This window comes from Streptomyces sp. NPDC091972 (genome assembly GCF_044756385.1).
Taxonomy (GTDB): domain Bacteria; phylum Actinomycetota; class Actinomycetes; order Streptomycetales; family Streptomycetaceae; genus Streptomyces.
The window spans coordinates 709,657-729,412 of sequence record NZ_JBIVSV010000002.1; the positions used below are offsets into that span (position 1 = coordinate 709,657).

The following is a 19,756-nucleotide window of genomic DNA, read 5'->3' on the forward strand; positions in this document are numbered from 1 at the left end:
GCGTGTGGGGAGTGTGACCGCGCTAACGGCTTGAACAGAGGGCGCGCGGGGCAGATCGCGCGCCGGTAACGTCGTCCTCATGGACACGTCCTGGTGGCTCGCTCTCGCGGCCGTGGTGCTGCTGGCGCTGGTCGCCACGCTCGTCGACGGGTGGGGGCGGGGGCAGCGGCCCCGCGGGCGCTCGGACCGTACGACCGGCCCGTCCGGGCGTACCACGGGGGTGCGGCCGCGGCCCGCCGAGATCTGGTGGGCTCAGGTGCCGTACGAGGACGGGCCGGGGGCCAAGGACCGGCCGTGTCTCGTGCTGGCCGTGCGCGGGCGGCGGGCCGTCGTCGCGAAGATCACCAGCAAGTACCACGACGAGCGGGCCGGGGTGATCCCCCTGCCGCCAGGCTCGGTGGGCGACGCCCAGGGCCGGGCGAGCTTCCTGGAGACGCACGAGCTGCGCGAGGTGCCGGTGGGGGACTTCCGGCGCAGGGCGGGGGTGGTGGACCCGGTCCTGTGGGACCAGGTCCGTCACCTGGCGACCTAGCGGGAGGTCAGGCCCAGAGCTGGCCCTGGAGCGTCTCGATCGCATCCTCCGTGGTCGCCGCCGTGTAGACGCCCGTGGAGAGGTACTTCCAGCCGCCGTCGGCCACGACGAACACGATGTCGGCGGACTCCCCCGCCTTGACCGCCTTGGTGCCGACGCCGATCGCCGCGTGCAGGGCGGCGCCCGTCGAGACGCCCGCGAAGATGCCCTCCTGCTGGAGGAGCTCCCGGGTGCGGGTGACCGCGTCCGCGGAGCCGACGGAGAAGCGGGTGGTGAGCACCGACGCGTCGTACAGCTCCGGTACGAAGCCCTCGTCGAGGTTGCGCAGGCCGTACACCAGGTCGTCGTAGCGCGGTTCGGCGGCGACGATCCTCACGTCCGGCTTGTGCTCGCGCAGGTAGCGGCCGACGCCCATCAGGGTGCCGGTGGTGCCGAGGCCCGCGACGAAGTGGGTGATCGAGGGGAGGTCGGCGAGGATCTCCGGGCCGGTCGTGGCGTAGTGGGCGCCCGCGTTGTCGGGGTTGCCGTACTGGTAGAGCATCACCCAGTCGGGGTGTTCGGCGGACAGCTCCTTGGCGACCCGTACGGCGGTGTTGGAGCCGCCCGCGGCCGGCGAGGAGATGATCTCGGCGCCCCACATGGCGAGCAGGTCCCGGCGCTCCTGCGAGGTGTTCTCCGGCATCACGCAGACGATCCGGTAGCCCTTGAGCTTCGCCGCCATCGCCAGCGAGATGCCGGTGTTGCCGGAGGTGGGTTCGAGGATCGTGCAGCCCGGGGTCAGCCGGCCGTCCTTCTCCGCCTGCTCGATCATGTGCAGGGCGGGGCGGTCCTTGACGGAGCCGGTGGGGTTGCGGTCCTCCAGCTTGGCCCAGATGCGGACGTCGGCGGACGGCGAGAGCCGCGGCAGGCGCACCAGAGGAGTGTTGCCCACCGCGGCCAGCGGGGAGTCGTAACGCATCGACGATCAGGCCATGCCGCCGGCCACGGCCGGCAGGATCGTGACGTTGTCGCCGTCGGCGAGCTTGGTGTTGATGCCGTCGAGGAAGCGGACGTCCTCGTCGTTCAGGTAGACGTTGACGAAGCGGCGCAGCTCACCGCCGTCCACGATGCGGGCCTGGACGCCCGCGTGCCGGGTCTCCAGGTCGGCGAAGAGCTCGGCGAGGGTGTTCCCGTTGCCCTCCACCGCCTTCTGGCCGTCGGTGTAGGTGCGGAGGATGGTCGGGATGCGGACCTCGATGGCCATGGCTCAGGGCTCCTGTCGGATGGTGTCTGGTCGGTGGGCGCGCGGCAGCTCTGGTGCGGCAGGTCGTGCGTGTGTGGCGCGCCGCGGCTCACGGCCGTACGGCGGCAGGGGCAGCGTCAACAGATGGCGCTGGCGAGCCTGCACAGGTCGACGTGCAGCCGCGCCACGAGCAGGGTGCCCGGCGTCTTCTCGCTCACGTCGTAAGAAACCATGGGGTCATCGTATCGATTCCCCCTCCGGGTCCCGGAATGTGATCCCACCATGCGGACGGAATCCGGCCGCTGGCTGAGATACGGCAGCTCAGGCGGAGTGCCGCAGAAGCAGCCCGCAGGCCCTGAGCCGGCCCGGGTGCGCCACGTCCTGGTCGACCGTGGCCGGCGGCGGGTCCGTCGTCCCGCTGATCCCGGGCAGGTCGTCGAGGCCGGTGACCGCGACGCCCTCGGGCACCCGGCGGCCCCTCTCCCGCGGAGTGCTGGTGGCCGTCCGGGCCGGTGACGGTCGCGATCCTCGTGCGGCCGGGAAGACGAGACGCTGGACGGCCCGCACGGTGTCACCCGCACACGGCAGGGGGCGACCGCCGGAGGCGACCGGGACACCGTGCCCGTCGGCCATCCCGTGGAGCCGGTCGGCGGCCCGGGTGCGGCCGTCGGGGTCGTCCGGGAACAGCAGGGCGGCCTCACGCGGTGGACCTCGCCCACCGGACCTCCCCGGGCCTAGTACGCCGCGACGATCTCCACGTCCTCCTCGGTGACCTCGCCGTCGACGATCCGGTAGGAGCGGAACTGGAAGTCGCCGAGGCCGTCGGTGTCGGCGGTGGAGACGAGGACGTAGTGGGCGCCGGGCTCGTTGGCGTAGGAGATGTCGGTGCGGGACGGGTAAGCCTCGGTCGCGGTGTGGGAGTGGTAGATGACCACCGGCTCCTCGTCGCGGTCGTCCATCTCGCGGTACAGCTTGAGCAGGTCGCCGGAGTCGAACTCGTAGAAGGTCGGGGACATCGCCGCGTTGAGCATGGGGATGAAGCGCTCCGGGCGGTCCGATCCGGCCGGGCCCGCGACGACTCCGCACGCCTCGTCGGGGTGGTCCTTGCGCGCGTGCGCGACGATCTGGTCCACGAGGGCCTGGGTAATGGTCAGCATGCCGAAAGGATAAGCAGAGGGCCGCTTCGTACCGAGGAGTGGTACGAAGCGGCCCACATGCCGGACCGGCTAGCTTCCGACCTTCTCGAACTCCGGCTCGCGGCGCTCGGTGATCCGCGGGTTGCGGCTCTTGAGGACCACCCAGCCGACACCGAGGGCGACGGCCCACACGGCGAGCACGTACAGGCTGATCCGGGACTCGGAGTCCTTCATGATCAGGCCGGTCACGAAGAGCAGGAACACGATGGCGATCCAGGAGCCCACCGAGCCGCCCGGCGCCGGGAAGGAGGAGGCGGGCAGCCGTCCCGCCTCGACCGCGCGGCGGTACAGGACGTGGCTGACGAGGATCATGAGCCAGGTCCAGATGCCGGCGCCGACGGCCACCGAGGTGACGTAGGCGAACGCCTTCTCCGGGACGACGTAGTTCAGGACCACGCCGATGCCCATGAAGAGCACCGAGACGGTGATGCCGAGGGCGGGGGTCTTGGTGGAGGACAGCCTGCCGAAGGCGGCGGGGGCCTCTCCGCTGTCGGCCAGGTTCCGCAGCATGCGGCCGGTGGAGTACATGCCGGAGTTGCAGGACGACAGGGCCGCGGTGAGGACGACGAAGTTGACGATGCCGGCGCCGGCGGGGATGCCGATCATCGCGAACGCCTTGACGAAGGGGCTGACACCCGGCGCGAACTCGGTCCACTTCACGACGCAGAGGATGACGGTGAGCGCGCCGACGTAGAAGAGGGCGATCCGCCACGGGAGGGTGTTGATCGCCTTGGGCAGCGTCTTCTCGGGGTTCTCGGACTCGCCCGCCGTGACGCCGACGAGCTCGACGGCGAGGTAGGCGAACATGACGCCCTGGAGGGTCATCAGGGAGGAGCCGATGCCGTTGGGGAAGAAGCCGTCGAACTCCCACAGGTTGGAGACGGCGGCGGTGTCACCGGCGTTGCTGAAGCCGAAGGTGAGGACGCCGAGGCCGATCACGATCATGCCGATGAGCGCGGTGACCTTGATCATGGAGGCCCAGAACTCGATCTCGCCGAACAGCTTCACCGAGATCAGGTTCGCGGTGAAGAGGACGACCAGGAAGACCAGGGCCGTGACCCACTGCGGGATGCCGGGGAACCAGTAGTGGATGTAGATCGCGGCGGCCGTCAGCTCGGCCATGCCGGTGACGACCCACATCAGCCAGTAGGTCCAGCCGGTGAAGTAACCGAAGAACGGGCCGAGGAACTCGCGGGAGTACTCCGCGAAGGACCCGGAGACCGGGCGGTACAGCAGCAGTTCGCCGAGGGCCCGCATGATGAAGAAGATGATCACGCCGGCGAGGGCGTACATCAGGATGAGGCTCGGACCGGCCTTGGCGATGTTCGCCCCGGCGTTGAGGAAGAGGCCGACGCCGATGGCGCCGCCGATCGCGATCATCTGGACCTGGCGGCTGCCGAGTCCGCGCTCGTAGCCCTCTTCGGTCTCGTCAGGGGCCTTCTGCGGGCCTGAGCCCTTGCCTTCGACCTGAGCGGAGGTCATGTGGTGGTGCGCCTTTCTCCATGCCGAACCGGGCCTCTCGTCGGCCACGGATCGGGTTTCGATCCCCCCGGATTGATGGAGTCGTGCCTGGCCGGCGGTTGCCGGCTCGGTGGCGCACCCGGACGAACATGCGGGTGGTGTTCGCCGGGCGGTCGTGAAGATTTATCACGGCCGCAACAGTGATCACCTGGGCGCGATGTGGCAGTCACCACAGGGAGAAGCGGACAAAGAGCACCCGTGGCGGACATAGGCGGCCATCACGGTGACGTGATCGTTATCCGGATTTGAGCGTCCTCTGAGCGAACACGGAACCGTCACATCTCACGGCATAAGGGTGTTCACGAGGGTCTCCTGGAGGCCGCCCAGCCACAGGTACGCCATCACCATCGGCTTGCGGGGGTCCTCGTCCGGGAGCCGGTAGAGGAGGTCGGTGTCCTCCTCGTCGGTGATGTCGAGGCGGGAACCGATGGCGAGCCGCAGGTCGTTGAGGGCGCCGAGCCACTGCCGGGACTCGTCGGCCGACAGCTTGAGGACCGCGCCGCCGTCGCCCGCGGAGCGCAGCGCGTCCAGGGAGCGGACCACCGCGAGGGCGTTCTCGCGCTTGCCGGCCCGCAGGTCGTTCTCGGTGTAGCGGCGGAACTCCGAGGAGTACGCCCGCTGCTCCTCGGCCTCCTCGGCCTGCGGGGTGCCCTCGGGGTCGCTGTAGGCGTCCGGGAAGAGCCGCCTGAGCACCGGGTCGGAGGGCGGCTCGCTCGGCCCCTCCGCGAAGAGCTCGGCGAGCGGGTCGTCGGGGGCGTCCTCGGCGGGTCCGGGGCCGATGAGCTCCAGGAGCTGGACGGCCAGCGACCGGATGATGGAGATCTCGACGTCGTCGAGGGCGACGGCCGCGCCGCCGCCGGGGAGCGGTTCGAAGGTTCCGGGCATCAGGGATTGTCGCTACTTCCGGTCCTGCGGGCGGGGTCGGGTCATTTCCGGTCCTGCTGGAGGGTGGCCCACAGACCGTAGCCGTGCATGGCCTGCACGTCGCGCTCCATCTCCTCGCGGGTTCCGCTGGAGACGACCGCCCGGCCCTTGTGGTGGACGTCGAGCATCAGTTTGGTGGCCTTGTCCTTCGAGTAGCCGAAGTACGTCTGGAAGACGTAGGTCACGTAGCTCATGAGGTTGACCGGGTCGTTGTGGACGATCGTGACCCAGGGGACGTCCGGCTCGGGGACGGCGAAGACCTCTTCCGCCGACTCGGTGCGTTCGATCTCTACGGGAGCGGGTGACGTCACACGGCCCATGCTGCCACGCGCCCCACAAATCGTCACACTGACGCGAAGTGGGGTAGCATCTCTTGCTATGAACACAGCGGACCTTGGGCTGCCGGTGGACGTTCCCTCGACGGCACTCTTCACGGACCAGTACGAGCTGACGATGCTGCAGGCCGCACTGAAGGCGGGTACCGCCGAACGGCGCAGCGTGTTCGAGGTCTTCACCCGGCGGCTGCCGGAGGGGCGCCGCTACGGCGTCGTCGCGGGCACCGGCCGGGTGCTGGACGCGGTGGAGAACTTCCGCTTCGACGGGGACGTCCTCGCCTTCCTGCGCGAGCGCTCCATCGTCGACGAGGAGACCCTGGACTGGCTCGCCTCCTACCGCTTCGGCGGCGACATCTGGGGCTACCCGGAGGGCGAGGTGTACTTCCCGGGCTCGCCGATCATGCGGGTGGAGGGCTCCTTCGCCGAGTGCGTGCTGCTGGAGACCGTGATCCTGTCGATCCTCAACCACGACTCCGCGATCGCCGCGGCCGCCTCCCGGATGTCCTCGGCCGCGGGCGACCGGCCGCTGATCGAGATGGGTGCCCGCCGCACCCACGAGCTGTCCGCGGTGGCCGCCGCCCGCGCCGCCTACGTCGGCGGCTTCGCCACCACCTCCGACCTCGCGGCCGGTTTCCGCTACGGCATCCCCACGGTGGGCACCTCCGCGCACGCCTTCACCCTGCTGCACGACCAGGAGCGGGACGCCTTCCAAGCCCAGGTGGACTCGCTGGGCAGGGGCACAACCCTGCTGGTGGACACCTACGACGTCACCGAGGCCGTCCGTACGGCCGTCGAGGTGGCGGGGCCGGAGCTCGGGGCCGTGCGCATCGACTCCGGCGACCTGCTGCTCGTCGCCCACCGGGTGCGGCAGCAGCTGGACGAGCTGGGCGCGAAGGGGACACGGATCATCGTCACCTCCGACCTCGACGAGTACGCGATCGCCTCGCTGGCCGCGGCCCCCGTGGACGCCTACGGCGTCGGCACCCAGCTGGTGACCGGGTCCGGGCACCCGACCGCCTCGATGGTCTACAAGCTGGTCGCGCGGGCCGGGTCGGACGACCCGAAGGCACCGCTGATCCCGGTCGCGAAGAAGTCGTCCGGGGGCAAGACCTCGGTCGGCGGCCGCAAGTGGGCGGCCCGGCGACTGGACGCGGACGGGATCGCGGAGGCCGAGGTGGTGGGCACCGGACCCGTGCCGGCGGGGCTCACGGACCGGCAGCTCCTGGTGGAGCTGGTCAAGGGCGGCGAGGTCGTGGCCCGCGAGCCGCTGGACGTCGTACGGGACCGGCACGCGGCCGCCCGGGCCAACCTGCCGCTGTCGGCGACCCAGCTCTCGCGTGGGGAGCCCGTCATTCCGACGGAGTATGTCAACGGGCGCACGGGTAGCTAAGGAGCTGTCCGGCCGATCGGGCCGGTCCCCGTACGAAGCTGTTCGGGCGTGGCGGATCGGCTGCCGACGGCAACGCCCCAGGTGGGCGGCCCGGCCCCCGCGGCGCCGGCGTGATCCGCCGGACAGGCCCCGCGGCCGCCGCCCCGAACGCGCCCGCCCGTGCCCCCTCCCGCTCACTCCGCGAAGTCTCTAGGCTCGTAAGTTCACTCTTAGTCGAAGGACACCCACCATGCGCCGCGCCTTGATCGTCGTCGACGTGCAGAACGACTTCTGCGAGGGAGGCAGCCTCGCGGTGGCCGGGGGCGCCGATGTGGCCGCCGCCGTCACCGAGCTGATCGGGCAGGCGGCGGGCTCCGGCTACCAGCACGTGGTGGCCACCCGGGACCACCACATCGCGCCCGGCGGCCACTTCGCCGACAACCCCGACTTCGTGCACTCCTGGCCCGCGCACTGCGTCGCCGGGACCGAGGGGGTGGGGTTCCACCCGAACTTCGCGCCGGCCGTCGCCTCCGGGGCGATCGACGCGGTCTTCGACAAGGGGGCGTACGCGGCGGCGTACAGCGGGTTCGAGGGCGCCGACGAGAACGGCGTGCCGCTGGCCGACTGGCTGCGGGCGCGGGACGTGACCGAGGTGGACGTGGTCGGGATCGCCACCGACCACTGCGTACGGGCCACCGCGCTGGACGCGGCCCGGGAGGGCTTCCGTACGCAGGTCCTCCTCGACCTCACCGCCGGGGTCGCCGAGGCGACGACGGAGCGGGCGATCGAGGAGCTGCGGGAGGCGGGCGTGGAGCTCTCCGGGAAGCCGGTCGTCTAGGGCGGGTGCTCAGACCGGTGCCGTCGGTCTCCGCAGCAGTGACCTGATGGGATGCCACAGCTCCTGGACCAGCTCGGGTCCGCCCGCGACAGCGTTGTCAGGGGCGGTACGCCATATCAGTCCGTCCGGGTGGTGCAGTACGGCCGTGATCTCGTCGGGGGTCGGGGGCGCGCCGTTGCCGCGCAGGTACACCGCCCGCAGACCCAGGTTGCGCAGCCTGGTCAGGGCGCGCGCCCGGTTCTGGGCGTGGACGAGTACCCGCACGCTGCCGAAGCCGTCGGCGGGCGGGCGGGGCAGGTTCAGCGCCACCACCACCCTGCCGTTCGGCAGCTTGCAGAAACCTCCTGCGGCCATGCGGTCACACCCCCGTGTGCGTCGGTGTCAATAAGGAAGCCACAGGACGCACCTAAACACGATCGGCGGCAACCCGCCAGGGGTTGCCGCCGATACGCTTCTGACCTGCTGTTTTACCGCTTCTTGGCCGAAGGGCCGACCTGGAGCGTGATCGTCGAGCCGTCCAGGGGCTCCTTGACGATCTTGATCCTGGTGTCGGTGTCAGTGATGTTGACACCGGCGAGCGGGTTCGTCGCGTCGTAGTAGTTAGACGTGCCGTCGTCGAAGACCGGGACGCCCGGCTTGGACTTGATCTTCGTCGGGACGTCGGCGTTGTGCAGCGTGATCGCGTCCGTCGGGTACCAGCTGAAGGTGGAGTCGTAGGCCTGGATGCGGTTGCGCATCAGCGTGCCGTCGGACCACTTCAGCGCGGTCGGGTGCGAGTCGACCGGGAGGATCAGGCCCTCACCCGGGTGCTGGCTGGTGTTGTCGTCGGCCTGGGAGGTGTCCCACTTCCAGATCAACAGGCCGTTCTGGTAGGCGTAGTGCTCCACCCAGTCCGGACGGGTCTTGGAGAAGCCGTAGTTGTACGGGCCGACCTTCAAGACCTTGTCGTACGACACGTATTGGCGGTTCTCGGCGATGTAGTACTGCGCGTAGTCGTCCGTGATGGAGGCGCCGATGCGCGAGAAGCCGTTGGCGGTCCAGGCGGCGTCCGCCGTCTCGGCGTTGTCGGAGAACAGGGCCGCGCCGTCGGCGGTCACCGTGATCTCGTCGGCCGCGAAGCCCTTCTGGGCTACCCCGCCGTCCGTCTGGTAGCGGAAGCGCAGCTGGATCTTCTGGCCCGCGTAGGCGTTCAGCGGGAAGGTCAGCTTCTGGTACGCCTCGACCGTGCCGGTGAGGGCGGGCTTGCCGCTGCCGTCACGCGGGATCGCGGTGCCGTCGGCCAGGGTGCCGTCGATCGGCGTCCAGTTGGAGCCGTCGGTGGAGACCTCGACGTAGGCGTAGTCGTAGTCCTTCTCGGCGTCCCACCAGGCGTCCAGGGTCAGCGCCGCCGAGGACTTGCCGGTCAGGTCGACCGCGCGGGTCAGGGTGTTGCGCAGGTCGTTGCCGCTGCCGCTCCACCACTGGGTCGCGCCCTGCGCCGGGGTGACCACCTCGGTGCTGACCTTCTTCTTCGGCAACTGCACCACGAGCGCCTGCGGGTTCTTGGTGTTGTACTCCGCGACGCCCAGCTTGTGGGAGGAACGCTTGCCGGCCGTGGCCACGTCGTAGTCGAGCCAGCCCAGTTGCAGCTTGTCCCAGGCGTTCATGTCGCCGGGCAGGTCGCCGATGGAGTCCTTGCCGGTGCCGAGCCAGGAACCGGAGGACATCAGCGTCCAGAAGCCGGTGGAGTTCTCGCCGCCGCCGGAGGTGTCGTACTCGTCGGGCAGGCCGAGGTCGTGGCCGTACTCGTGCGCGAAGACGCCGAGTCCGCCGTTCTCCGGCTGGATGGTGTAGTCGCCGACCCAGATGCCGGTGTCGCCGATCTGGGTGCCGCCGAGCTTGTTGCCCGAGGGGCCGGTGGAGCCGGCGTCGGTGCCGAAGGCGTACCAGCGGTGCGCCCAGATGGCGTCCTCGCCCTGGGCGCCGCCGCCCGCGGACTCGTCCTCGCCGGCGTGCACGATCTGGAAGTGGTCGATGTAGCCGTCGGGCTCGTTGAAGTCGCCGTCGCCGTCGAAGTCGTAGCGGTCCCACTGGTCGAACTCGGCCAGTTCCGCGGCGATCTCGGCGGCGGTGTCCCCGGCGGCCTCGCGCTCGGCGACCCAGGCGTTGACGCCGTCCTGGACCGCGTACCAGGCGCAGTTGTCGGGGTCGCACTTGTTGGAGCCGTAACGGGCCTCGTTGTAGGGGACCTTGACCCAGTCGGTGACCTCGCCCTCGACCGAGTAGCGGCCCGAGGACTGCTTCTCGTAGTACTTCTTCAGCGACTCGGTCTTCTTGCCGGTCCCGAAGTACAGGTCCTGGAAGTGCGCCTGGTTGTAGTCCGCCTGCCAGGCCGTGCTGTTGTTCTGGCTGCGGTCGGGCTGGGCGATCTGGTTGTGCAGCGGGCCGGCCGTGCCGCCGTAGCGGGGGTCGACCTTGTCACCGAACTCGACCAGGATGGTGAAGATCTTGTCGGTCTTCTCGCGGCCGAGTTCGACGTACTTGCTGTCGCCCTTGCGGCTCTTGAGCTCGACCACCTGGGAACCGTCGCGGTTCCGCACGGCGGCGTCGCCGGATATGACCTGGTCGAGCGCCTCCTTGCGCTGCGCCTCCCGGGTCTTGGTCAGCGGGCCGTCGAAGTCGTGCTCCCTGGCCTTCGCCGGCTGCGGGTCCTGCCGGTCGACCGCGGAGGTCCCGGCCGAGTTGTCCGCGGCCTGTGCCACGGCGAACGTGGAGAACGTGGCCGAGGCCGCGGCCAGCGCCACGACCGTCGCCGCCGTCCTGAACGTCCAGGATCTGTCAGTCACTTGTACCTCTCCCCTATCAGGCAAGTGACCGGTATTTGACTAAAGGTTGAGGAGAAAAGACAGACCTTGACTTGGACCCGACAAGTGCATTATTAGGAGCCGGTGTTCGCATTGCGGACATGTGACAGAACCGCGACGGGCGCGTGCAGCCGTCCACTTGGTGGACGCCATGACTCCGTGCGCCCCCTGTGCACCGGCACTGTTGGTTAGGTCACGCTTACTGTTCGTTCCACTCGGGCACACAGGCGATTAGAGTCGATTGGCGGAACGCCCGGAAGTCGGCGGAAAGCCAGGCCGACGCCCCCCGTGGACCCCAAAATCCGAGGACCGATTGCCATGCCTCGTCCGACCGCCGCACAGATCGCCTACGGTTCGATCACCGTCATCTTCTCGACGCTCGCCATGCTGCTGCTGTCACAGACGAGTTCGGTCGTGGGGACCGCGGTCATCGCGGTCTCGGCGCTCGCCCTCGGCCTGCTGGTCGCCATGACGGTCCCGCAGCCCAAGCCCCGCGTCGTGGCGGTGAGCAGGCCCGCCGACCGTCCGGCGGAGGAGCCGGTCCCCGCGGTGGCCTCCGGCTCGAAGACCGCGGCCTGAACAGCTCCCGGGCTTGCCGGTGCGCTCCGGGCGCCGGTCACCACGCCGTGCCGCCCGACGACGGCTCGACGAGCGCCCGGGTACGACTGAACGCCTCCGACGCCGCACGGCGAACCGGGACGCCGACAACTCGGCATCCCCGACACCACGTTCCCCACGCCCACCCGGGTTGCGTGCGCCGTCCCACCGATCCGCCGGGGCAGCGGCAGCGTCCGCCCCGCCGGCCCAGAGCGCGGCACAGCGCGGCACCCCGCACGCGTCGGCTGCCGGCTCGGCCTCATGAGCGTGCCGCCGCGACACCGCCTCACCGAGGGTGCATAGCCCGGCGTGCCGCCGCGGCCGCCCGTGGGCCTCACACCTGCGTCAATCCGTGCTGACCACCACCGTCTTGGCCGCCTTGTCGTGCAGGCCCTGCTTGTAGGGCTTGTCGAAGTAGCTCCAGCCGCCCGAGATGGCGGTCCAGATGCAGGCGCAGCAGAAGGCGAACGGGATCCACAGGACCGCCGAGCGGATCAGTGTGGTCTGCACGGAGGGCGTGGAGCCGTTGTCGAGGTTCGCCACCCGCATGCCGAGCCACTTCTTGCCGAGCGTCTGCCCGGACCGGGTGATCAGGACGGTGTCGTAGGCGATGTAGAGCACCGCGGCGAGGAGGGACTGGGCGAGCGACTTGCCGTACTGGACGTTGTCGCCGTTCACGTCGTACTCGCTCACCCCGAAGCCCCAGGTGATCAGCCAGACGACGATGCCCACGAGGATCATGTCGATGATGCGGGCCAGCGTGCGTCTGCCGCTGGACGCGAGGGCGGGCATGCCGGCCAGCGGGTCGGTGGGGTAGGAGCCGCCGCCGTACGGGTCGCCGCCGGGGGTGCCCCCGTAGGGCGGGGGCGGGCTGCTGTACGGCGATCCCGAGCCCTCGGCAGGCGGGGGCTGCTTCCTGAACGGGTCGTCATCCGGCGGCTGCTGGCCGGAGCCGTGGGGGGGTTCGCTGCTCATGGCCCGAGTCGACCGCGAACCCCACGGCTCCGCATCCGGCGAGCGGCCGTCCGGAGTACCGAATCACGTACGCCGTTCGGAGGACCCGCTCAGCCCGCCACGAACGTATGCGCCGCCTTGTCGTGCCAGCACTGGTGCCAGGGCCGGTCGAACAGGCACCAGACGACGCCCACGAGGCCGATGCCGAGCAGGCCGGGGACGCTGTAGACCAGCCAGCGGCGCAGGGCCGCACCGAACGGCGGGGGCTCGTGCGCCTCGATGTCCCGCACCTCCAGGCCGAGCAGCTTCTTGCCGAGGGTGCGGCCCCACTTGGCGGTGGGCAGCGCCTCGTACAGGACACCGGCGACGAGGAGCACGGCGACCACGATGCCGAGGTACACCGATGTGGTGCCGTCCAGCAGCCAGACCGTCGCGGTCTCGCCGGAGAGCTTGGCCGCGTCGATCTTCTCGTTGACGTGGTCGGCCGCCTTGGTGCCGAGGGGGACCGCGGCCACGGCGGTCACCGCGCCGACGACGAGGGTGTCGAGCAGGCGTGCGGCCAGGCGCTTGCCGAGCCCGGCGGGCCTGGCCGAGGCCTGGCGGCGGGCGGCCGCCTGGAAGATGTCCTCGACCGGGGGCTTCCAGGGGGCTGGCTGCTCCTCGTCGGGTCCCGCGAGCCGGTGCACCTGCTGGGCCCAGGAGGGCTGGCCACCGCCGGGACCCGCGCTCATGGGGGTGGCGGGGACCGGAGCACCGACGGCCGGGGCTGCGGCTCCCTGCTGGGGCACGCCCGGAGGGGCCGTCTGCGGGCCGGGCACGGGGCCGGGCTGCTGGGGGCCGGAGGGGGCGGCGGCAGCGGCGGAGGCGGGGCCCTGGGGGCCCGCGGCACCGGACGCCACGGCCCGCTCGGCGGCGGCCTTGCCGGCACCGAAACCGGGGCCCTGCGGACCGGCCGGGGCCACGGCACCCGCGCCGGGACCGCCGGGCGTGCTTCCGTTCTGCGCCCCGGGACCCGCGCCCTGCTGCGCCGTGCGCGGGGAGAGCGCGCGGAACTTCATGGTGCCGTCGTCGGACTGCCGGGCCGTCCCCGCTCCCCCGGACCCGGCCGCGGGCCGGCGGAAGACGCGCGTGCCGCCGTCCTCGTCCGGCTCGGCGGGCGGGATCGTCGCCGTGCCCTCGGTACGGGCCGCCTGTCCGTCCGGCCGGCCAGGGGCGGCACCGTCGGCGGACCGCCCGGGCCCCGGCACCCTGGGGTCGGCGCCCTGCGGAGCCCGCGGCGTCCCCTGCTGAACTGCCTGCGGCCCCTGCTGAGCGCCTTGCTGAGCACCCTGCTGCGGAATCCCCTGGGGTGCCTGCGCGGCCTGCTGCGGGGACCCCCACGACACCCGGCGGTCCTGGTCGCCGCCGAAGCCGGCCTGGTGGGCCCGGTCGGCGGCCCACGCGGACGCGGGCTCGGGGCGGCTGCCGTGCTGGGTGTCGGGGTGCGGCGGTTCCTCGGCCGGGTCCTCGTCGAAGAAGTGCGGGCCCGTCTCCTCCACCGACGGGGCCGGGCCGGAGCCCGGGCCGGCCGGCGGCGCGAGCGGTTCGCCGTCCGCCGGGGCGGGACGGCTGGTGCCCGGCACCCAGGAGGCACCGTTCCAGTAACGGACATATCCAGGAATGGACGGGTCCGGGTAGTAGCCCTCGCGGGGCCTGTCGTCACCGGGTGCCGGGGTTGGGGCGCTCATGTCCGTCGTCCCGTATCTGCTCGGGGGTCAATAGAGGGGGCTCCACATCTATCAGACCGGCGCAGGACCCACCGCCAGTCCCACCGGACCCACTCCTTTTGAGCACGACCTGACACCCGCCGTGGTACCGCCGGAAAAAAGTTCGCCGAACCCGCGTAATGATCCCGCCCCCTCCCCCTCTCCCTTCGTACGGGCCCACCGCGGGACCCGGACGCGAGCCGAGAGAGGAACGAACGACATGCATCACACGGTGGTGGAGCGCGAACTGGAGCTCCAGCTCATCCTGTCGCCCGAGCGCAGCATCCCGGTCCCGGCCAGACTGGGCTACCGCAGCGACGACCCCTTCGCCGTCCACGTCACCTTCCACATCGGCTCGGACCACCCCGTCCACTGGACCTTCGCCCGCGAACTCCTCGTGGAGGGGGTGTTCCGGCCGTGCGGGCACGGGGACGTGCGGGTGTGGCCGACGAAGGTCGAGGGGCGCGGTGTCGTGCTGATGGCGCTCAGCTCCCCGGACGGAGACGCCCTCCTGGAGGCCCCGGCCGCCCAGGTCTCGGCCTGGCTGGAGCGCACGCTGCGGGCGGTCCCGCCGGGCACCGAGGCGGAGCAGCTCGGTATCGACGACGGCCTCGCCGAACTGCTGGCCCCCACTCCGGCGGACGACCTGTGGCTGGGCGACCCGTGGCCGGGCGACGAGTCGGCGGACGGGGAGTGAGCCGTAGCGCGAGGTCTCAGAACAGCTTGCCCGGGTTCAGGATCCCCAGCGGGTCGAAGACCCCCTTCACCGCCCGCTGCATCTCCACCCCGACGGGACCGATCTCGCGGGCCAGCCACTCCTTCTTCAGTACGCCCACCCCGTGCTCCCCGGTGATCGTGCCGCCGAGCTCCAGGCCGAGGGCCATGATCTCGTCGAAGGACTCCCGGGCCCGCCGGGACTCGTCGGGGTCGGCGGCGTCGAAGCAGACCGTGGGGTGGGTGTTGCCGTCACCCGCGTGGGCGACGACCCCGATGGTGAGCCCGTGCTTCTCGGCGATCCGCTCGGTGCCTTCGAGCAGTTCGGCGAGCCGGGAGCGGGGCACGCACACGTCGTCGATCATGGTGGTGCCCTTGACCGCTTCGAGGGCGGGGAGCGACAACCGGCGTGCCTGGAGCAGCAGTTCCGACTCGGCCGCGTCCTCGGCGGGGACGACCTGGGTGGCGCCGGCCACCTCGCACAGCGCGCCGAGGGCGGTGAGGTCCGCCGCCGGGTCGGTGGTGTCGAAGGCCGCGAGGAGCAGGGCCTCGGTGGTCTCCGGGAGCCCCATGTGCGCCAGGTCGTTGACGGCCTTGACGGTGGTGCGGTCCATCAGTTCGAGGAGGGACGGCACGTGCCCGCCCTCCATGATCCGGCAGACCGCGTCGCAGGCGGCGGCCCCGGAGGAGAACTCGGCGGCCAGCACCAGCTGTTCGGGCGGTTTCGGCCGCAGGCCCAGGACGGCCCGGACGACGATGCCGAGCGAGCCCTCGGAGCCGACGAAGAGGCGGGTCAGGTCGTAGCCGGCGACCCCCTTGGCGGTACGGCGGCCGGTGGACATCAGCCGCCCGTCGGCGAGGACGACGTCAAGACCGAGGACGTACTCCGCCGTGACCCCGTACTTCACGCAGCACAGTCCGCCGGACGCGGTGCCGATGTTGCCGCCGATCGTGCACATCTCCCAGCTGGACGGGTCCGGCGGGTAGTAGAGGCCGAGTTCGTTCACCGCGCGGGACAGGGTCGCGTTGACGACTCCGGGCTCGACGACGGCGATGCGGTCGACCGGGTTGATCTCCAGGATCCGGTCCATCTTGGTCAGCGACAGCACGATGCAGCCGTCGGAGGCGTTGGCCGCGCCCGACAGGCCGGTGCGGGCGCCCTGGGGGACGACCGGGACGCGCAGTTCGGTGGCGACGCGCATGACGTGCTGGACCTGTTCGACCGTGCGGGGCAGGACGACCACGGCCGGGGTGCCGGCCGGGCAGAAGCTCGCCATGTCGTTGGCGTAGGAGACCGTGACGTCCGGATCGGTGAGGAGGGCGTCGGCGGGCAGACCGGTGAGCAGGCGGTCCACCAGGTTGCCGGTTGCCTCGTCGCGGGGGGCTTCGATACGGCTCATGATCACAGCGTCGCACCGGGGGCCATCGGTGTGAACCCCACCAGCGCCGACCGCCGCACTCCGGGGGGTGGTCGCCGTACTGCCGCACAGTGAGCGCCATGGAGAACCAAGCCACGGAGAACCGCCCGCAGGAGCGGCGGACCCGGGTGCGCGGGCGCCTGGTGGCCGCCGCGGTCGCGGGCTGCGCGGTGCTCGGTACGGTGCTGATGCTGCTGCCCGTGGAGCGGACGGTGACGCGCGCTCCCGCCCCCGCGCCGGGGGCCCAGGCGCTGACGGCGGTCACCGCCGGTGTGCCCGCCGCGCTGCCCGACCTGGCGGCGCTGATCGGTGAGCGGGAGCGCCATCTGCGCCGGCACCCCGGGGACGCCGAGTCGTGGGCGGTGCTCGGGACGGCGTACGTCGAGCAGGGGCGGCGGACGGCCGACACGACGTTCTACGCGAAGGCCGACGACAGCCTGCAAAGGTCCCTGAAGCTGCGCGGCGGCGCCCAGGCCCTCGGTGGTCTGGCCGCCCTCGCGAACGCGCGCCGGGACTTCCGGGCCGCGCGCACCTGGGGCGAGGCCGCGCGGAAACTGGAGCCGAGGCGGTGGACGACGTATCCGGCGCTGATCGACGCGTACACCGGGCTCGGCGACCACAAGGCGGCCGGTGTGGCGCTGGAGCGGCTGACGCGGCTGCGGTCGGGGCCTGCGGTGCGGGCCCGGGCGGCGGCCGTGTACCGGGACCGGGGCTGGCGCGAGGACGCGGCGGCGCAGCTGGTCGACGCGGTGGCGGAGGCGCGGGCGCCGGCCGAGCGGGCCGCGTACCTGGAGCAGGCCGGGCAGCTCGCCTGGGAACGCGGGGACCGCGAGGACGCGCTGCGGTACTTCCAGGCGGCGGTCCGGATCGACCCCGACCAGCGGGCCGCGCAGGCCGGTCAGGGGCGGGCCCTCGCGGCACTGGGCCGGACGACGGAGGCCCTGAGCGCCTACCGGACGGCCCTCGCGAAGCAGCCGCTGCCCCAGTACGCCCTGGAGCTGGGCGAGTTGTACGAGTCGCTCGGGCTGGGGCAGGCCGCCCGGGTGCAGTACGACCTGCTGCGGACGACGGTCGAGCGCGCCGCGGCGGGCGGGGTGGACGGGGAGCTGGTGCTGGGGCAGTTCGAGGCGGACCACGGCGACCCGGAGTCCGCGGTACGGCGGTTGCGGGCCGAGTGGCTGCGGCAGCCGGGGACCGCGGTGGCCGACGCCCTGGGCTGGGCGCTGCACCGGGCGGGCCGGGGCCGGGAGGGCCTGCGGTACGCCCGGATCGCGACGGACAAGGTGCACGGGGGCAAGGTGCGCAGCGCGCTGTACGCCTACCACCTGGGCATGATCGAGGCCGCGTCGGGCCACTCCGCTCCCGCGCGCCGGCATCTGCGGGAGGCGCTGCGGATCAATCCGTGGTTCTCGCTCCCGCGGGTGCGGGCGGCGCGGGAGGCGTTGGCGGCGCTGGGGGAGGTGCCGGACGAGGGGGTGCCGGTGATGGACGCGAAGGCGGTCACACCGCGGCCGTACCGATGAGGGCGTTCCTCGTCACCAGCGCCGCCAGTTCCTCCTCGCCGAGCCCCGCCGTGCCCTCGGGCCTGCGGGGCAGCACCATGTAGCGGGTCTCCGCGCTGGAGTCCCACACCGTGATCTCGGTGGCGGCGGGCAGTTCCAGGCCGAACTCCCGCAGCACGGCGCGTGGTTCGCGGACCACGCGGGAGCGGTACGCCTCGGACTTGTACCAGCTCGGTGAGGGGCCCAGGAGGCGCAGCGGGTAGCAGGAGCAGAGGGTGCAGACGACGACGTTGTGCAGCGAGTCGGTGTTCTCCACCACCCGCAGGCGCTGGTACGAGCCGTCCATGTACCCCAGTTCCCGGACGGCCGCCGTGCCGTCCGCGAGGAGCCGGGCCCGGTAGGCGTCGTCGGTCCAGGCACGGGCGACGACCCGGGCGCCGTTCGCCGGCGAGGACTCCACGAGGAACGCGTCGATCGCCTCGTCCAGCCGTTCGCCGGTGATCAGCCCCTTCTCCTCCAGAAGGGTCTCCAGGCGCCTGACCCGCCTGGCGATCGTGGCGTCGGTGTGGTGGTCACCGCTCATCGGCCCCGCTCCTCTCGTCCGCCTCCAAGTAGCTCTCCCACAGGTCCAGCACGACGTGGTGGTCGCCCTCGCCCCACAGGTCCCGGGCCGCGAAGCGGACCGCGTAGATCTGCTCGACGGGTGCGTCCCCGCGTCCCTGCGCGCTGAGGTCGGCCAGTTCCTCCGGGCCCTCCGGCTCGACGACGACCCCCCGCTGGCCGCGCGCGTACCGCGGCAGCCGCGTGTGGTGCGGCGGGTCGTGGCGGTAGGTGCGGACCCGGGTGCCGGGCGGGAAGCGGTCGGGCGGCGTGTCAGTCATCGAGCTCACCGGCCTCGATCACGCCCTTGCGCTCCAGCAGGGTGCAGATCGCGGTGAACCAGCGCTCGTAGTAGGAGGCCGCCAGGTACTCCGCCGGCGGCATCGACTCGATCGCGTCGCGGAACTCGTTGGTGTTGAACAGCCCCTGGGCGCGCAGGGTGTTGTAGAGGCCGACGACCCGCGCCTCCCAGTCCGCGCGGAAGGGCTCGGTGTCGTCGGTGGTGTCGATCGCACCGAACCCCTGCGTGCCGCCCACGTCGTTCATCCTGGCCATGCGGCCAGCCTACGAGGGTTGCCCGGACTGTGGCTTGTGGTAGACGGAGAAACGCCGTGCGCCCGTCGCACCCGAGACGAGCCCCATGCACAGCCACGGGGTGCCGCCGTGCCGTACGGCGACTCCCTCGGGCTCGCGGTGGTCGAGGGAGTGGCCGGCCTCGGTGCGCTGCCGCTGGACCAGCTCTCCGGTGCGGATGTCGAGGCAGGACAGGTAGGCGTTGCCGTGCTCCTCGGGCGGGTTGGTGGCCTCGTCGTAGGCGGTCCCGGCCAGTTGGTAGACGTGGTCGCCGTACAGGGCGTACCCCTGGAAGGGGATCGCGGGGTCGGGGTGCAGGCCGGTCTGGGCGAGGTCGGCGACCGGGTCGGCGTAGTCGCGGGCGACGAAGGCGTCGAGGTCCCAGATCCGGTAGCGGGGCCGGCCGTCGAGGCGGTAGCGGATCGCGATGCGCCGCGAGGCCATGCACACCGAGGGCTGGTTGTTGGTGGTGCCGGGCATCGGCTTGCGGATCGCCACGTCCTCGCCGGTGCGGGTGGCGCCGTCGAAGAAGCGGAAGCGGGTGATGCCCTGGCCGTAGCCGTTCTCCGCGGCGGCCTCGGTCCAGATCCAGACGGTGCCGTCGGCCGCGTTCTGCACGCCCATGCTGACGCCGTGCCCGAAGCCCTGGAGATGCATGTGCCCGAGCAGCGTGCCCTCGTAGTCGAGCCGGTTCAGGCACAGATCGCCCGACTCCGCTCCGCCCGGGGCGAGTTGGAGGGCGTAGAGGTGTCCGTGCGCCTCGTCGAAGGCGAAGGACTGGAGGACCGTGCCCTCGTGCAGCGACTTCTTCCACAGCCAGCGGACGGCCGGCACGGACAGGTCGAAACGCTCGGTCACGGTCCTCCCTCGATC

The 19,756-nt window shown here is 71.6% G+C and carries 23 protein-coding genes; 6 read left to right on the forward strand and 17 right to left on the reverse strand.

Annotation, left to right across the window (positions count from 1 at the left end):
* Positions 1 to 79: 79 nt before the first annotated feature.
* The gene (locus ACIQJT_RS08455) at positions 80 to 532 is read left to right on the forward strand and encodes a type II toxin-antitoxin system PemK/MazF family toxin (protein WP_402641061.1); all 453 of its coding nucleotides are present in this window, start codon (positions 80 to 82) and stop codon (positions 530 to 532) included.
* A gap of 7 nt (positions 533 to 539) precedes the next feature.
* On the opposite strand, the gene ACIQJT_RS08460 is transcribed toward ACIQJT_RS08455, so the two are convergent.
* The 8 genes from ACIQJT_RS08460 to clpS all read right to left on the reverse strand — a co-directional run bounded on the left by ACIQJT_RS08460 (position 540) and on the right by clpS (position 5,715).
* Entirely contained in the window at positions 540 to 1,490 is a 951-nt protein-coding gene (locus tag ACIQJT_RS08460; RefSeq protein WP_402641064.1) for a PLP-dependent cysteine synthase family protein, read from the reverse strand.
* Positions 1,491 to 1,496: 6 nt separating this feature from the next.
* Positions 1,497 to 1,775 (reverse strand): MoaD/ThiS family protein, encoded by a 279-nt coding sequence (locus ACIQJT_RS08465; RefSeq protein WP_031056734.1) that lies wholly within the window; start codon positions 1,773 to 1,775, stop codon positions 1,497 to 1,499.
* Between the two features lie 116 nt (positions 1,776 to 1,891).
* Positions 1,892 to 1,987, reverse strand: a complete 96-nt coding sequence (locus ACIQJT_RS08470) for a putative leader peptide (RefSeq protein WP_020121180.1) — start codon at positions 1,985 to 1,987, stop codon at positions 1,892 to 1,894.
* 88 nt (positions 1,988 to 2,075) lie between these two features.
* Positions 2,076 to 2,222 (reverse strand): hypothetical protein, encoded by a 147-nt coding sequence (locus ACIQJT_RS08475; RefSeq protein WP_402641068.1) that lies wholly within the window; start codon positions 2,220 to 2,222, stop codon positions 2,076 to 2,078.
* Positions 2,223 to 2,488: 266 nt separating this feature from the next.
* On the reverse strand, positions 2,489 to 2,911 hold the full coding sequence (locus tag ACIQJT_RS08480; protein WP_266528354.1) for a M67 family metallopeptidase: 423 nt from the start codon (positions 2,909 to 2,911) through the stop codon (positions 2,489 to 2,491).
* Positions 2,912 to 2,980: 69 nt separating this feature from the next.
* A complete protein-coding gene (locus ACIQJT_RS08485; RefSeq protein WP_365449758.1) occupies positions 2,981 to 4,432 on the reverse strand; it encodes an amino acid permease in 1,452 nt (483 codons plus the stop codon).
* Positions 4,433 to 4,753: 321 nt separating this feature from the next.
* Entirely contained in the window at positions 4,754 to 5,356 is a 603-nt protein-coding gene (locus ACIQJT_RS08490; RefSeq protein ID WP_365449756.1) for a DUF2017 domain-containing protein, read from the reverse strand.
* 41 nt (positions 5,357 to 5,397) lie between these two features.
* On the reverse strand, positions 5,398 to 5,715 hold the full coding sequence (clpS, locus tag ACIQJT_RS08495) for an ATP-dependent Clp protease adapter ClpS (protein WP_053848598.1): 318 nt from the start codon (positions 5,713 to 5,715) through the stop codon (positions 5,398 to 5,400).
* A 58-nt stretch (positions 5,716 to 5,773) separates the two neighbouring features.
* Here clpS and ACIQJT_RS08500 point away from each other — a divergent pair, with 58 nt between their 5' ends.
* Together ACIQJT_RS08500 and ACIQJT_RS08505 are read left to right on the forward strand one after the other, a co-directional pair.
* Positions 5,774 to 7,120, forward strand: a complete 1,347-nt coding sequence (locus tag ACIQJT_RS08500; RefSeq protein WP_053848599.1) for a nicotinate phosphoribosyltransferase — start codon at positions 5,774 to 5,776, stop codon at positions 7,118 to 7,120.
* Positions 7,121 to 7,349: 229 nt separating this feature from the next.
* On the forward strand, positions 7,350 to 7,937 hold the full coding sequence (locus ACIQJT_RS08505; protein ID WP_365449753.1) for an isochorismatase family protein: 588 nt from the start codon (positions 7,350 to 7,352) through the stop codon (positions 7,935 to 7,937).
* A 9-nt stretch (positions 7,938 to 7,946) separates the two neighbouring features.
* Here ACIQJT_RS08505 and ACIQJT_RS08510 read toward each other — a convergent pair whose 3' ends face one another.
* Entirely contained in the window at positions 7,947 to 8,291 is a 345-nt protein-coding gene (locus tag ACIQJT_RS08510; protein ID WP_365449751.1) for a hypothetical protein, read from the reverse strand.
* A gap of 113 nt (positions 8,292 to 8,404) precedes the next feature.
* On the reverse strand, positions 8,405 to 10,762 hold the full coding sequence (locus tag ACIQJT_RS08515) for an immune inhibitor A domain-containing protein (RefSeq protein ID WP_402641075.1): 2,358 nt from the start codon (positions 10,760 to 10,762) through the stop codon (positions 8,405 to 8,407).
* A 336-nt stretch (positions 10,763 to 11,098) separates the two neighbouring features.
* Between ACIQJT_RS08515 and ACIQJT_RS08520 the strand changes: the two genes are divergently transcribed.
* Positions 11,099 to 11,359, forward strand: coding sequence for a hypothetical protein (locus ACIQJT_RS08520; protein WP_053852670.1), 261 nt, complete (start codon positions 11,099 to 11,101; stop codon positions 11,357 to 11,359).
* A gap of 363 nt (positions 11,360 to 11,722) precedes the next feature.
* On the opposite strand, the gene ACIQJT_RS08525 is transcribed toward ACIQJT_RS08520, so the two are convergent.
* Together ACIQJT_RS08525 and ACIQJT_RS08530 are read right to left on the reverse strand one after the other, a co-directional pair.
* A complete protein-coding gene (locus tag ACIQJT_RS08525) occupies positions 11,723 to 12,352 on the reverse strand; it encodes an RDD family protein (protein ID WP_365449747.1) in 630 nt (209 codons plus the stop codon).
* Between the two features lie 89 nt (positions 12,353 to 12,441).
* Positions 12,442 to 14,058 carry an RDD family protein gene (locus ACIQJT_RS08530; protein ID WP_402641080.1) on the reverse strand — a complete coding sequence of 539 codons (1,617 nt, stop codon included), beginning with the start codon at positions 14,056 to 14,058 and terminating at the stop codon, positions 12,442 to 12,444.
* A gap of 238 nt (positions 14,059 to 14,296) precedes the next feature.
* On the opposite strand from ACIQJT_RS08530, the gene ACIQJT_RS08535 reads away from it, so the two are divergent.
* Positions 14,297 to 14,773 (forward strand): SsgA family sporulation/cell division regulator, encoded by a 477-nt coding sequence (locus tag ACIQJT_RS08535; RefSeq protein WP_365449743.1) that lies wholly within the window; start codon positions 14,297 to 14,299, stop codon positions 14,771 to 14,773.
* A gap of 16 nt (positions 14,774 to 14,789) precedes the next feature.
* Here the strand turns inward: ACIQJT_RS08535 and ACIQJT_RS08540 are convergent, their stop codons facing one another.
* The gene (locus ACIQJT_RS08540) at positions 14,790 to 16,196 is read right to left on the reverse strand and encodes an FAD-binding oxidoreductase (protein WP_402641083.1); all 1,407 of its coding nucleotides are present in this window, start codon (positions 16,194 to 16,196) and stop codon (positions 14,790 to 14,792) included.
* 92 nt (positions 16,197 to 16,288) lie between these two features.
* On the opposite strand from ACIQJT_RS08540, the gene ACIQJT_RS08545 reads away from it, so the two are divergent.
* Positions 16,289 to 17,731 carry a tetratricopeptide repeat protein gene (locus ACIQJT_RS08545; RefSeq protein WP_402641086.1) on the forward strand — a complete coding sequence of 481 codons (1,443 nt, stop codon included), beginning with the start codon at positions 16,289 to 16,291 and terminating at the stop codon, positions 17,729 to 17,731.
* Here ACIQJT_RS08545 and nthA read toward each other — a convergent pair.
* The 4 genes from nthA to ACIQJT_RS08565 are packed head-to-tail and all read right to left on the reverse strand — an operon-like array spanning position 17,709 to position 19,741.
* Positions 17,709 to 18,293 carry a nitrile hydratase subunit alpha gene (nthA, locus tag ACIQJT_RS08550; protein WP_402641089.1) on the reverse strand — a complete coding sequence of 195 codons (585 nt, stop codon included), beginning with the start codon at positions 18,291 to 18,293 and terminating at the stop codon, positions 17,709 to 17,711. The two genes, ACIQJT_RS08545 and nthA, sit on opposite strands and share 23 nt — an antisense overlap.
* Positions 18,283 to 18,591 (reverse strand): SH3-like domain-containing protein, encoded by a 309-nt coding sequence (locus ACIQJT_RS08555; RefSeq protein WP_402641092.1) that lies wholly within the window; start codon positions 18,589 to 18,591, stop codon positions 18,283 to 18,285. Before ACIQJT_RS08555 ends, nthA begins: the two co-directional genes overlap by 11 nt.
* Positions 18,584 to 18,865 (reverse strand): hypothetical protein, encoded by a 282-nt coding sequence (locus ACIQJT_RS08560; RefSeq protein WP_365449733.1) that lies wholly within the window; start codon positions 18,863 to 18,865, stop codon positions 18,584 to 18,586. Before ACIQJT_RS08560 ends, ACIQJT_RS08555 begins: the two co-directional genes overlap by 8 nt.
* 9 nt (positions 18,866 to 18,874) lie before the next feature.
* On the reverse strand, positions 18,875 to 19,741 hold the full coding sequence (locus tag ACIQJT_RS08565) for a Teichoic acid biosynthesis protein C (Precursor) (RefSeq protein WP_402641096.1): 867 nt from the start codon (positions 19,739 to 19,741) through the stop codon (positions 18,875 to 18,877).
* Positions 19,742 to 19,756 lie beyond the last annotated feature (15 nt).